This window comes from Streptomyces coacervatus, assembly GCF_029223485.1.
In the GTDB taxonomy this organism is placed as follows: domain Bacteria; phylum Actinomycetota; class Actinomycetes; order Streptomycetales; family Streptomycetaceae; genus Streptomyces; species Streptomyces coacervatus.
Genome location: NZ_JARHTP010000004.1, coordinates 526,068 through 538,928, shown reverse-complemented (window position 1 = coordinate 538,928; position 12,861 = coordinate 526,068). Strand labels below are relative to the sequence as shown.

The 12,861-nt window shown below is 70.3% G+C and carries 12 protein-coding genes; 4 read left to right on the top strand and 8 right to left on the bottom strand.

The features are described 5' to 3' along the window. Positions 1 to 139: 139 nt before the first annotated feature. From P2Q00_RS13370 to P2Q00_RS13355, 4 genes are all read right to left on the bottom strand, one after another. Complete coding sequence (locus P2Q00_RS13370; RefSeq protein ID WP_275772633.1) at positions 140 to 1,090, bottom strand: YhjD/YihY/BrkB family envelope integrity protein; 951 nt, start codon at positions 1,088 to 1,090, stop codon at positions 140 to 142. Between the two features lie 18 nt (positions 1,091 to 1,108). Then, the gene (locus P2Q00_RS13365) at positions 1,109 to 1,645 is read right to left on the bottom strand and encodes an FxLYD domain-containing protein (protein ID WP_275772632.1); all 537 of its coding nucleotides are present in this window, start codon (positions 1,643 to 1,645) and stop codon (positions 1,109 to 1,111) included. Between the two features lie 91 nt (positions 1,646 to 1,736). Beyond that, complete coding sequence (locus P2Q00_RS13360; RefSeq protein WP_275772631.1) at positions 1,737 to 2,723, bottom strand: L,D-transpeptidase; 987 nt, start codon at positions 2,721 to 2,723, stop codon at positions 1,737 to 1,739. Between the two features lie 170 nt (positions 2,724 to 2,893). Continuing rightward, positions 2,894 to 3,355: a universal stress protein gene (locus P2Q00_RS13355; RefSeq protein ID WP_275772630.1), complete on the bottom strand. Its 462-nt coding sequence runs from the start codon at positions 3,353 to 3,355 to the stop codon at positions 2,894 to 2,896. 90 nt (positions 3,356 to 3,445) lie between these two features. Here P2Q00_RS13355 and lysX point away from each other — a divergent pair, with 90 nt between their 5' ends. After that, complete coding sequence (gene lysX / locus P2Q00_RS13350; RefSeq protein ID WP_275772629.1) at positions 3,446 to 6,724, top strand: bifunctional lysylphosphatidylglycerol synthetase/lysine--tRNA ligase LysX; 3,279 nt, start codon at positions 3,446 to 3,448, stop codon at positions 6,722 to 6,724. Between the two features lie 154 nt (positions 6,725 to 6,878). Continuing rightward, positions 6,879 to 7,727, top strand: a complete 849-nt coding sequence (locus tag P2Q00_RS13345; RefSeq protein WP_275772628.1) for a polysaccharide deacetylase family protein — start codon at positions 6,879 to 6,881, stop codon at positions 7,725 to 7,727. Positions 7,728 to 7,757: 30 nt separating this feature from the next. Here the strand turns inward: P2Q00_RS13345 and P2Q00_RS13340 are convergent, their stop codons facing one another. Next, a complete protein-coding gene (locus P2Q00_RS13340) occupies positions 7,758 to 8,438 on the bottom strand; it encodes a class F sortase (protein ID WP_275772627.1) in 681 nt (226 codons plus the stop codon). A 330-nt stretch (positions 8,439 to 8,768) separates the two neighbouring features. Here P2Q00_RS13340 and P2Q00_RS13335 point away from each other — a divergent pair, with 330 nt between their 5' ends. After that, the gene (locus P2Q00_RS13335; protein ID WP_275772626.1) at positions 8,769 to 9,263 is read left to right on the top strand and encodes a hypothetical protein; all 495 of its coding nucleotides are present in this window, start codon (positions 8,769 to 8,771) and stop codon (positions 9,261 to 9,263) included. Between the two features lie 98 nt (positions 9,264 to 9,361). On the opposite strand, the gene P2Q00_RS13330 is transcribed toward P2Q00_RS13335, so the two are convergent. The 3 genes from P2Q00_RS13330 to P2Q00_RS13320 form a co-directional block, all read right to left on the bottom strand. Then, positions 9,362 to 9,916 (bottom strand): hypothetical protein, encoded by a 555-nt coding sequence (locus P2Q00_RS13330; RefSeq protein ID WP_275772625.1) that lies wholly within the window; start codon positions 9,914 to 9,916, stop codon positions 9,362 to 9,364. A 207-nt stretch (positions 9,917 to 10,123) separates the two neighbouring features. After that, positions 10,124 to 10,888: a bestrophin-like domain gene (locus P2Q00_RS13325; RefSeq protein ID WP_275772624.1), complete on the bottom strand. Its 765-nt coding sequence runs from the start codon at positions 10,886 to 10,888 to the stop codon at positions 10,124 to 10,126. Between the two features lie 16 nt (positions 10,889 to 10,904). Next, a complete protein-coding gene (locus P2Q00_RS13320; RefSeq protein ID WP_275772623.1) occupies positions 10,905 to 11,462 on the bottom strand; it encodes a hypothetical protein in 558 nt (185 codons plus the stop codon). A gap of 274 nt (positions 11,463 to 11,736) precedes the next feature. Here P2Q00_RS13320 and P2Q00_RS13315 point away from each other — a divergent pair, with 274 nt between their 5' ends. Next, complete coding sequence (locus P2Q00_RS13315; protein WP_275772622.1) at positions 11,737 to 12,702, top strand: SCO0930 family lipoprotein; 966 nt, start codon at positions 11,737 to 11,739, stop codon at positions 12,700 to 12,702. Positions 12,703 to 12,861 lie beyond the last annotated feature (159 nt).

Here is a 12,861-nt window from a genome sequence, read left to right as displayed (position 1 = left end):
CAAGCTAGGCCGTGTCCGCAAAGTCCCGCCTGCGCCGCGACGCCTGGCACGCACTCTCGCCGCACCGGGCAGACGCCGCGACGCCCGCCCTCCGGGCGGACGACGGGACTTTACGGACACGACCTAGCGGCGGGCGGGCCTACGGGTGGTCCCGGTCCTTGGACCGGCGGTGGGAGACCTGTTCTCGTGCGGTGCGCCAACGCGAACGAGCCTGTTCGACGATGGTGTCCCACTGCTGGCGAACCTCGTGGTCGGAAGGCCGGTCGCCCTCACGGATCCGGGTGAGCTCCTCGTGCACCTCCCGCCCCAGCGCCGCCGACGCCACAATCACCAGCATGGCCGAGAACAGTGCAGAGATCATCGCGAAGACGGCACCGAACGCTCCGAAACGTTCGGTGTAGGAGTTGAAGAGGCCCGGCAGATACACGGTCGCACCCAGGGAATAGGCCGCCGTCAGAGCAGCCCCGATGACGCCGAAAGGGAGCAGGCTCAGCCAGTCGATGCGCTTGGCGGACAGGACGCGGCCGCTCCAGAGGAGGAAGGCTGCGGTCAGCGGGGCCTCGCACAACGTGGCCGCCAGACCGAGCCGGTCCCCGCCGAGGAACGCCTGGAGCCAGCCGGTGACCGCTGCATAGGCGCCGAGCGCAAGGATCCACATCAAGCCGTTGCGCGTGTTGCGCACGCTGAGGGGCTTGAGTTCCCAGGTCTGTTCGAACAGCCGTTGCGCGGCGCGGGCGAAACTCAGTGCCGAGATGGTCAGAAACACGACCCCGAGGGCGCTCACGCTCACGCCGGTGCCCTCGGCCGGGCTCAGGAGTGAGTTGACCGCATCGGCGCCCTTACCGGTGAGGCCGTATCGCCTGATGATCCGCTCTGCGGCGTCGTAGTCGACGAAGCTGCTCAGAAAGGCGCCGCCGAGCACCGCGAGCGGAATCAGCGCGGTCAGCGCGCTCGACGCGAGCGCCATCGAGCGGTCGAAGCCCACGATCTTCTGGAAGCGGTTGACGACCCGCAACGCGAAGGCCGGACGCAGCCAGAACGTGAGAGTTCTGGTGAGGCGCTCGCGTTTGGTCCCCGCCGTGCTGCCCAAGGCTGCGCAGTCCCGCGCCTAGTAGCGCACGGCCCTGCCGACTTCGGCGCGGATGGTGCCGCTCAGCTTGCGATTGCTGCGGGCCGTGGCAGTACCGTCCTTTCCGGAGCCGACATCGCCGACCGTCACGACGGTGGCATCCAGGAGATTGCCGTCGCCGTCGCGGAAGTTCACCTGCACCGCGAACGACTTCGCGGAGTCCGCGGTGTTGTGCACCGTCACTTGTACGGAGCTCCGCCCGCCGTCGGCCGGGGTCGGGACGCCGAGGTGCACGTCGCCCGTGGCGTCGATTCCGTTCTTCACCTCGTCCAGTCTCCGGTTGGCCTCGGCCGACGCCGAAGCCAGTGCGGAGGCGCCCTCCGAGGCCAGGGAGGCAACCGCGGAGGAGGCCGCCGAAGCCACGGCCGAGGCGGCCGATGCCGCCCGGCTCTGCACGTTCGACGGGGATCCCGAGTTGTCGGAGCACCCGGCCACACCGGCCACGGCGCACACCATGAGCAGCGCACCCGCGGCACACCGGACGCGGGTGCCCGTCCTTCCCAGCAGTCCTGCCATGTCGTCTCCCGTGCTGTCGCGGGCGGTCACCGACTTCCAGTGAAGGACGGTCGGCGCGCAGCCGCATGCCGGGAGCCGCCATCGCGGCCCGTCACAGCGTCGCGGTCGTCCCCTGCCCGGAGCCGCTGCCCGCGAGCCACTCGTCCCATCCCAGGTTGAAGTCGGCGTAGCCGTTGTCGGCCGGGGCCTTGCCGCGGGGTGAGCCGGTGACGGTGACGGGGTCGCCCTGCTTGACCTGGCCGTAGAACCACTTGGCGTCCGACAGGGACAGGTGGACACAGCCGTGCGAACCCCGGGCGCTGCCGCTGCCCGGATTCGGGTCGCCGGTCGAGTAGTGCACATAGGTGCCGGACTGGGTGAGGTGGATGTCCCAGGGCAACGTCAGGTCGTAGTAGTTGGCGCTGCCCTTGTCGCAGCTGATGCCGACGCTGCAGGAGGTCATGTGGACCTTCTCCTGCTTGTCGATGACGGCCATCGTGCCGTCCCACGTCGGATACTGGGCGCTGCCCGCGTTGATCGACAGGGTGCGCACCGTGCTGCCGTTCCGGGTCACCTTCATGGTGTGGCCGGTCACCGAGACATCAGCGCGTACATCGTCGCCGACCTTGAAGGTGTGTGTGTAGTTGTGCACGCCGTAGCGTCCGTTGCCGTTGCTGACGCCGTTCATGTCGGCGTCGATCTTCACCGTGGTACCGGAGGGCCAGTACGTCTTCGGGCGCCAGTCGGCGCGCCTGTCGCCGAACCAGTGCCAGGCACCGGCCACCGGCTGCGAGGCGCTCACCTTCATGTGCTTCTCCACCGTGGCCCGTGCCTTGGCCGCAACCGGGTTGGTGAAGACCACCGAGATCGGCATGGCCACGCCGACCGTGGTTCCCGTCTGCGGGGTGATCGTCTCCAGGAGCATCGGCGGGCCCGCGGGCTTCGTGGGTGAGGGAGAGGCGCTCGCACCCGGCTTTCCCGCCGCCTTCGCGTCGTCCGCACTCGCCTTGGTGCTACCGCCCGCGCCGCAGGCGCTCGCGCCCACCAGCACCACACCGGTGACGAGTGCGATCCCTATGCTGCCCTTGCGCCGTCCCACGATCTGCCCCGCTCTCTCGGTCTCCGGCCCTGACGAGGCCCGACTCCCTGTCAGATGACGGCGGCGGGGGCCGCAGTTGCACGCGTTTCGTAAAACGTGTCCCAAGATTCGATTCGTACCGCGGGCCGGGGAGGACGAGGGGCGGGCGCCTCACATGACGTCACCGCGCCTCACGGCACCACCGTCACCGGCCACCGCCCCGCCTTCACCAGCCGCACCGCCACCGAGCCCACGATCCGGTGGCCGGCCTGCTCGGAGGCGCCCACCACCACCGCGTCCGCCTTCAGCTCGTCCGCCGCCTTCACCAGGCCGCCGTAAGGGTCGCCGCGGAAGGTGTGGAACTCCCAGCGGACGTCGAATATCCCCTTCATCCGCTCGGTCGCCTCGCGGATGTAGGCGACCAGATCCTCGGCGATCTCGTCCGTCGTCTCGGCGACCGGCGCGCCCATGGCCGCGCCCGCGGCCATCACCGGCTGCACGTAGACCACGGCGAGCAGCGCATGCTGGCGCCGGGCCAGGCCACCGGCATATGCCGCCGCGCGCATCGAGGAGTCGGAGCCGTCCACCCCGACCACGATGACCTTGGGTCCGTCGGTGCCCCGCTCGAACTGGTGGGAGTGCTGTTCCGTCACGGCTGTGAGGCTATCGGAAACCGCAGGTCCCGCCGCCATGCGGGACCTCTCGACGGGCGAGGCGGCCGAGCCCTTCCTACAGTCGGAACCATGAGTGCCACTGTGGAGGCCTCCCCGCCCAAGGACACCACGGGCCCGATACGGCCGCCCGGAAACGGGCCGATGAGCAAGGTTCCCGAGGTCTTCGCGGCCTTCTTCGGCGCCCTCGGCCTGCTCTGCGGCCTGCTGGCCCTCGTCCCGCCGCTGCGCGCTCTGCTGCGCCCGGTCGTCCGCTTCCTCGACCTGCTGATCGTCCCCGTCAGCGCCAACCTCGCCTACGCCGTCTTCCTCTTCCTGCTCGCCGCCGCGACCGCGGCCCGTAAGAAGATCGCCTGGTGGCTGGTCGTCGTCTACCTGGGCCTGCTGGTCCTCGACGACATCCTCGGTGTGGCGCTCGGCCTGTATGCGGAGTCCATCCCGTCCCTGGTCGTGTGCTCGCTCGCACTCGCCGTGCTGATCGTGGCCCGCGGGGAGTTCTACGCCGCCTCCCGCCGCGCCGCCGTACGCCGTGCCCTCGTTGTGCTGCTGGCCGGACTCGTCCTCGGCATCCTCGCCGGCTGGGGCCTGGTCGCCGCCTTCCCCGGCACCCTGCCCGAGGGCCAGCGCTTGCTGTGGGCCGCCAACCGGGTGTGCGGCGGCCTGGTCTCGGGCCGTTCCTTCGACGGCCGCCCACCGCGCGCCCTGTTCTTCCTGCTCGGCCTGTTCGGCGCCCTCGCCCTCCTCAACGCGGCTGCCACGCTGTTCCGTTCGCAGCGCCTGGAAGGCGCCCTGCACGGCGACGAGGAGCCCCGCATCCGCGCCCTCCTGGGGGCCTACGGCGAGCAGGACTCCCTCGGCTACTTCGCCACCCGCCGCGACAAGGCCGTCGTCTTCTCGCCCAGTGGCAAGGCCGCCGTCACCTACCGCGTCGAGGCCGGCGTCTGCCTCGCCAGCGGTGACCCGGTGGGCGACCGGGAGGCCTGGCCGCACGCCATCGCCGGCTGGCTGGACGTGGCCCGCCGGCACGCCTGGGCGCCCGCCGCGATGGGTGCCTCGGAGGACGGCGCCAAGGCCTTCGCCCGCGCCGGACTCGGCGCGCTCCAGCTCGGCGACGAGGCGATCCTGCATGTGCCCGGCTTCGACCTCGACGGCCGCGACATGCGGGTGACCCGGCAGGCCGTGCACCGGGTGCGCCGCACCGGCGCCCACTGCCGCATCCGCCGCCATGCGACCCTCACCGACGAGGAGATGGAGGAGGTGATCGACAAGGCCGACGCCTGGCGCGACACCGAGACCGAACGCGGCTTCTCCATGGCCCTGGACCGCCTCGGCGACCCGGCCGACGGCGACTGCCTCCTCGTAGAGGCACTGAGCGAGGACGGCCGCCTGCTCGCCCTGCTCTCCTTCGTGCCCTGGGGCCGCGACGGCGTCTCCCTCGACCTGATGCGCCGTGACCGCACCGCACCCAACGGGGTCATGGAGTTCATGGTCGCCGAACTGTGCGTGGCAGCACCGAAGTTGGGGGTGCGAAGGATCTCGTTGAACTTCGCGGTCTTCCGCTCGGCCTTCGAGGAGGGCGCCCGCATCGGCGCCGGACCGGTGCTCCGGCTGTGGCGGCGCCTGCTGCTGTTCTTCTCCCGGTGGTGGCAGCTGGAGGCGCTCTACCGCTCCAACGCCAAGTACCAGCCGGAGTGGTATCCGCGCTTCATCTGCTACGGCGACACCGGCTCCCTCGCCCGGATCGGGCTGGCCTCCGGCATCGCCGAAGGTTTCGTTTCGGTACCGTCCCTGCGCAAACTCTGGGGAAAGGGGCACCCGAAGGGCGCGTCCAGGCCCGCGACCACCGAGGGCCTGCCGTCGCTGTCGGCGCTCGGCCTCGACGGAGGGGGCGAGGCCGGGCCCGGCGATCCGTATGCCGGCCTGCCCGAACAGGTCCGGATCCGGCACGGAACCCTCGACCGGCTGCGCGCCGAGGGCACCGACCCCTATCCGGTCGGCATCCCCGTGCGCACCCACGCCCTCGCCGACGTCCGCGAGGGCCAGCAGGTCACGGTCGCCGGCCGGATCATGCTGGTGCGCGACTTCGGCGGCATCGTCTTCGTCACGCTCCGCGACTGGTCCGGCGACCACCAACTCGCCCTCACCCGCAAGGACTCCGGCCCTGCCCTCGACCGCTTCACCGCCGACACGGACATCGGCGACCACATCACCGCCACGGGACGGGCCGCCATGAGCGACAAGGGCGAACCGACCGTCTTCGTCACCTCCTGGCAACTGATCGGCAAGTGCCTGCGCCCGCTGCCCGACAAACGCCGCGGCCTGGCCGACCCCGAGACCAAGGTCCGTATGCGCTACCTCGACCTGGTCTCCAGCCCCGACGCCCGTCGGGTCGTCCGCGCCCGCTCCACCGCCGTACAGGCCCTGCGCCAGGGCCTGTTGGAACGCGGCTACCTCGAAGTCGAGACGCCGATGCTCCAGCAGATCCACGGCGGCGCCAACGCCCGCCCCTTCACCACCCACATCAACGCCTACGACCTCGACCTGTACCTGCGCATCGCGCCCGAGCTGTACCTGAAGCGGCTGTGCGTCGGCGGCCTGGAGAAGGTCTTCGAACTGGGCCGCACCTTCCGCAACGAGGGCGTCTCCTACAAGCACAACCCCGAGTTCACGATGCTGGAGGCCTACCAGGCCTTCGCCGACTACGACGTCATGCTCGACCTCACCCGCGAACTGATCCAGGGGGCGGCGACCGCCGCCTTCGGCGCACCCGTCGCCCGCAAGGAGGGCAAGGAGTACGACATCTCGGGCGGCTGGCCGGTCAAGACTGTCTACGGCGCGATATCGGAGGCACTGGGGGAGGAGGTCGACGCTGACACGGAGCTGCCGGCGCTGCACCGGCTGTGCGACCGCGCGGGTGTCCCGTACACGGCGGACGACGGCCGCGGCGACGTGGTACTCGAAATGTACGAACGCCTGGTGGAGGAGAAGACCCAACTCCCCACCTTCTACAAGGACTTCCCGACCGAGGTCTCCCCGCTCACCCGCCAGCACCGCACCGACCCACGACTGGCCGAGCGCTGGGACCTGGTCGCTTTCGGCACCGAACTCGGCACCGCCTACTCCGAGTTGACCGACCCGGTCGAACAGCGCCGCCGCCTCACCGCCCAGTCCCTGCTGGCCGCCGGAGGGGACCCCGAGGCGATGGAGCTGGACGAGGACTTCCTCGACGCCCTCGAATACGCGATGCCGCCCACCGGAGGACTGGGCATCGGCGTCGACCGACTGGTCATGTTCCTCACGGGCCTGACGATCCGTGAGACGCTGCCGTTCCCGCTGGTGCGCCGCCACTGACCGCTCACACCAGCAGTTGCGCGACCTCGACATCATGTGATCACTCTGCGTGAGCCCCGGCGACGCCCGATCGCTTGGGCCGGGCGTGTGTTTTCCTGCGGCCGGTGCGGTGTTGTTGGGGAGCGTCGGTCCTGATTCGGGCGACTGATGAGTCATGAAGAAGGATCAGTTGCTCACGAGGCGCGGGGCGTTGATCGCCGGCGCCGCCGCTCTGGGCGCGGCCGGCTGCGCCGGTGTGCTCGCGTCGGGCGGGGGCGACGAGCCGGTTCGGCCGGTCGCGCCCGCTCCCGCCCCATTCCCCGGCCCCCAGGCGAGCTCCGTGCCCGAGCCGTCCGGCTACCGCCTCCAGCCGCTGACGGGATACGCGCCGGCCCGCGCAGCGCCGCACAGGACCCGTGTACGGCATGAACCGTTCCTGCGCGTGTACGGACGCGGTCGCACCATGGTGCTCACCTTCGACGACGGGCCCGACCCCCGCTACACGCCGCACATCCTGGACACCCTGGCCGAGTACGACGTCCGTGCCATGTTCTTCGTGTGCGGGGAGATGGCCGTCGACAACCAGGACCTGCTGGCACGGATGGCCGACGACGGCCATATCGTCGGCAACCACACCTGGACCCACCCCCTGCTGACCCAGTTGAAGCGGTCCCAGATCCGCTGGGAGATGAAACGCACCAGCGACGTCATCGAGAACGCCTACGGCCAGCGGCCCCTGTGGTTCCGTGCACCCTACGGCGCCTGGAATCGTGCGGCCTTCCAACTCGGCGCCGAGATGGGCATGGAGCCCCTCGCCTGGACCGTCGACACCCTCGACTGGACCACGCCCGGCACGCGCACCATCGTCGACCGGGTCGAGGACGGCGCTGCCCCCGGCGTCGTGGTCCTCTCGCACGACGCCGGGGGCAACCGTTCACAGAGCGTCCGGGCCCTGCGCCACTATCTGCCGGATCTGCTGGATTCCGGCTACCACATCACCGTGCCGAGACGGCGCTACGCATAACCGGATTCCGCCCGCCCGGCCGGGGAACGCTCAGCGGACCTCGACCAGGCGGGCGAAGGCGACGACGTTCCCGTCGTAACCGTGCTTTTTGGAGAAACCGCCTCCACAGGTGATGACCCGCAATTCCGCGGTGCCTTTGGAGGCGTAGACACGGTCGCCGGGGAAGTTGTTCTTCTCGAAGACCTCGATGCCGTAGATTTCGAACACGGCCGTCTTTCCGTCCTTGCGGGCGATCTCGACGCGATTTCCCTTCTTCAGCGCCCCGAGGTTGTAGAACACGGCCGGGCCCTGTTTGTTGTCGACGTGGCCGACCACGACCGCCGTGCCCTTCTCGCCGGGGGAGACGGCACCGGTGAACCAGCCCGCCAGGTTCGGGTCCTCGGGGGGCGGTGCACCGACCCAGCCGTCCGATGCCAGGCCGACCGGCAGGACCGGTGCATCGACCCGGATCGTGGCGATCCTGACCCGGTCGGGCGGGGCGAACGGCAGCGGCTGGACGGTGTCGACGGCGCCCACGGCGCCGACGCCGGCGACGTGGCTGTCCGCGGCCGCCGCAGAAGCGGGCTGCGGCGGCCCCACGTCGAACTCGCCCGAACCGTTCCGAATGAGCGCGATGCCGGTCAGCAGAACAAGCGCTATTACGCCCCAAGGAGCGCGCTTCTTCCGTCGCTCCTCCTCTTCGGCCAGTTCGGCCAGTTCGGACGCAGACATTCATCACCCCTCTCGACGGGGCCGCGGCCACGTCATTCGCCCATGAGGCAACGCTAAATGGCGTGCGTGAAACCGGCGACGGGGCGGATGCGAACGGGTGGCCCGCTCGTTGGAGGTGCGCCATCCGAGTTGCCGCGCACAGGAATTTTCCAACAGCCGTGACCTGCGGCGATATCCGATTGTGAGCTTATTGCCCGGCGTGTCTTCTCACCAGGACGGACCATCGCCGAAATGCGGGCGCGCGCACCGCATCTGACTGTCTTTCTGGGAGGCGCTTTCTCGCCGACGATGCCGGGGAAGGGCCCCGGGGCGTCTTCCGCGGAGGATCACATGAGTAGTCATCGTGCCCTGGCGGTCTCAGCCGCCGCGGTCGCCGCCCTCGGCCTCGCCGCGCCGGCGGCCGTCGCGAGGGACGGAATGAATTTCAACCCGAGCAATATCGTTGCCCTGCCCAGTGTCATCGCCCGTGGCGGGCAGTTGACCATCACCGTGGACGGCTGCCCGGGCGGAGCCACTGCGACCTCGGACGCGTTCCCGAGCACACAGCTGGTGTCGGTCGGAGGCAGCAACACATCGAGGGGCACCGCAACGGTGGACAGGGACGCGAGAAACGGCGCACACCCCATCACCGTCACCTGCGGCGGCAAGTCCCTGACCAACCCGGCCGCCTTCACCGTCATCGGAGGCGTCCAGGGCGGGTTCGGTGGCGGCAGCTCCACCGGGGCGACGCCCACCGACATGGCCATCGGCGGTGGGCTCGTGGCCGCGGCCTTCATCGCCGGCGGAGTGTTCTGGATGCGACGGAGGTCCGAGAAGCAGATCTGATCTCCCCCCTTCGGAGAGCTGATCGCACGTCACATCGCACGTCAAAGGCCTTCGCCCCTGGTGGTCCCTGATGAGGATCCGGGGCGAAGGCCCTTTGTTCAGGTCCCCTCCTCGGCGCTGCGGCGGCGCGAGAGGCGGTACGCCGTACCGACCGAGCCGGCGATGAGGGCGAGGCCCATCCCGGTCTCCTTGAGGTCGAACCCGGCGATGCTGCCGCCCAGACCGGCGTGTACTCCCCGGTGGGGGTTGGCCGGCACCGGGACGGGGTCGATGGGCACCGGTCTCGGGTGGTGCGGGCGGCCGCCCACGATGGTCAGGTCCGTGGATCCGCTCGCGCCGTCGCACGAGAACCTCACCCGGTACACCGCGCCCGGCTTGGCGTCCCAGTCGACCTGCGCCGTCGCCCAGGACCGTCCCGGCGGGATGACGACCGTGTCGAACACCACCGACGTGACCCGCGCCGGCCCTTTGCATTCGCCGTCCCGGTTCACATGCAGCTTGACCTGGCCGCCCGGCGCGATGGTCGAGGGCAGCACGCTGAAGCCGAACGGCGTGATGTTGTGTCCGTCGTCCCTCGCGGCGGCGGAAGGTGCGGTGAGGGCGAGGGCACTGAAGCCGAGCAGAGCGGCCGAAGCAATGCGTATCGCGTGCATGGTCGTTCCTTCCGGTCCCCGAGGAGCAGCTGCGGACCCGTTCCGCTGTGCGGGCACATGCGCCTCGACAACCGAAACGCTAGGAACAGGTGTGCGTCCGCGCGATCGGTGTAGCGCGAACGGGGCAAAAGCGTGGGCCACCCGAGGGATGTGTGCGGCGTGGCGCGCGTCCCCGGGTGGCCCGTCGGGTCAGGACCTGGCGGTCGGTCAGGCCCGGATGTGCGGGAACAGGTCCAGGAAGGGGGACGCCGAGGCCGTGATGCCCCGGGTGTAGGGCGCGTCGAAGTCCCAGATGAGGAAGAGCAGGAATGCGATCAGGGCGGAGAACAGCCCGGCGAGGACCAGTTCACGCATGGTGCGCCGGATCTGCAGTGCGAAGACCATGCCGATGGTGACCACGGCCCCGCCGAGCAGCCCGAACCACACCACGCCCGGCATGGTCGCCCCCATGGAGTCGGCCCGGGCGCTGCGGGCCTGGTCCGCGGCGGTGACCTGATCGAGGAGCGGCTGGTAGGCCTGGGCCTCGAAGTCCGTCTTCGGCTGGTAGTCGGTGACGTCCTGTCGGATGCGGGCGAAGAGCTCGGCGCCGCGCGGGGTGACCTGCCCGTCGTCGGCCATCGTCTTCCACTCGGTGTTCACGACCTGTCCGACATAGGCGTTGACATCGTCCCGAATGCGGTCACGGATGTCGGTCGGATAGACCCGTACCCGCTCCGAGATCTCGTGCAGCGCAACGGCCTCCGCCTGCACATGGTCCTGGGCGGCGCTGCGGCCCTCCCACACCCCGGCGATGGCAAGGCCCAGGACGATGGCGTACACCACGCCGATCCACATCGTCATGTACTCGATGACGTCCGGTGTCTCGTTGGGGTCCTCGTCCACGGGCGCGGCCCGGTGCCGTACGAAGGTGACGATGACCACCACGGAGCAGGCGGCCAGCATCGCGAGGGTGAGAACAAGCCATTCCGGCAAGGGATGCCTCCAGGAGTCAGCGCGGCCGCAGCGCCGCGACGGCGATCACGGCGGGCGCCGTGATGAGCAGGACAAAGGTGACCGGCGAGGGACCGCCGTTCGACGGCCGTCCGGGCGCCGGCGCCCGATAGCGCGGGTAGGTCACCCGGGCCATGAGCGGATGGGGGACGGGCCTGGCCGACGGCTTCGGGGCGGGGGTCGGTGCGGGTGGGGGAGTCGGGCTCGGGCGGGGTGGTGCCGGGCGCGGTGCGGGCGGGGAAGGCGGCGGCGGTTCGGGTTTCGGCGTCGGCTTCGGTGCGGGGGTGCGCGGCGGAGGCTTCGGCTCCGGCGGCGCGGGCCTCGGTGTCGGTGTCGGCGTCGGCGTGGGTTCGGGGCAGATCGGCGGAGCAGGCCAGGCGGGGTCTCCGGCGACCGCCACCGCCACCGCCCGGGTGCCGTCCGGGCCGGTCGAGGCATACGCGCAGGCGTCGGCCGCCGCTATGCCGGCCGGTGCCCCCAGCAGGAGCCACGTCAGTGCCGCCAGTGCCAACGCCCTTGCGGCGAGGGCGGTTTGGGTCGGTTCGGGTCCATGCACGACGGAGATCATGAGCCCTGGTGCGCCGGGGCGCGCCCGAGCGCGCCCGGTAATGGCCCGAACGGGGGATGAGGGGCGTACGGCGGTTTGATTCGGCGCCCACCCGGGAGTACGACGACGCGCACGCGTGTACGGATTGGCGCGCCGGTGCCACAGGTTCCGGAAAGAAATTTGTGAGGCGGTTGAACACAACCGTGGGTCCCATTCGTACCCATGCTCGTGCGGCGGCGCAGCAGGGCGCTGCAACACCCTTGTGAATTATGGGGAGTTGAAGATGAAGACCTCCTGGCGGAGCGCCTCACTCGTGGCAAGCGCTGCGGCTGTACTGGCGCTGACGACGGCGTGCGGTCAGGAAAGCGGCACCTCGGCGGTGGGCAGCCAGAACGTGGGTGCCACGGCCGCGGCGGGCGATTACGGCAGCGTCGGCGCAGGTGCCGGTGCCGGTGCGAGCGCCAGCCCCAGCAATGGCTACGGGGCCGACGGGCAGAACTCCGGGGCCCAGTCCGCGGCCGCGGGCAAGCTTGCCGTCACCCAGAACGCGCAGCTCGGCAAGGTGCTGACCGACGGCAAGGGCATGACCCTGTACCGCTTCGACGAGGACACCGCCGAGCCGCCCAAGTCCAACTGTGACGGCGACTGCGCCAAGGCCTGGCCGCCGGTTGCCGCGGACGACGCCACGGCCGGCGCCGGCATCGACAAGGCCCTGCTCGGCGAGGTCACCCGGTCCGACGGCAGCAAGCAGTTGACCATCGGCGGCTGGCCGGCGTACCGCTATGCGAAGGACACCAAGGCCGGCGACATCGCCGGGCAGGGCGTGGGCGGCAAGTGGTTCGCGCTCGCCCCCGACGGCAAGAAGGCCACCCTTGCGAGCCTGCCCGGACTCTCCGTGCGCAAGGACCCCAAGCTCGGGGACATCGTCGTCGACAAGAACGGCATGACGGTCTACCGCTTCCTGAAGGACGTGGCCTGGCCCAAGCCGATCTCCAACTGCACCGGTTCCTGCCTGGAGAAGTGGCCGGCGGTGGGGATCGTCTCCCCGGACGACACCAAGGGCATCGAGAAGAAGGGCCTGATGGGCTTCACCCGGCCCGACGGCGTCAAGCAGATGACCGTCGACTGCTGGCCGGCGTACACCTTCTCCGGCGACGCCAAGCCGGGGGACACCAACGGCCAGGGTGTCGGCGGCACCTGGTACGTCATGGCCCCCTCCGGAAAGCCGATCGGCGCGCCGAAGAAGTAGCCGTCACCTCCCCAGGGTTGATCGCACCGGACGCGCGCACGATCGCAGGTCCGCCCCCTCCGCACCGCACGGAGGGGGCGGACCGCTTTTCACGTTCTGCCGTTCTGCCGCTGGGGGTCCGGGGGCCCGCGGCGGAGCCGCTGATGTCACAGCCCCGGA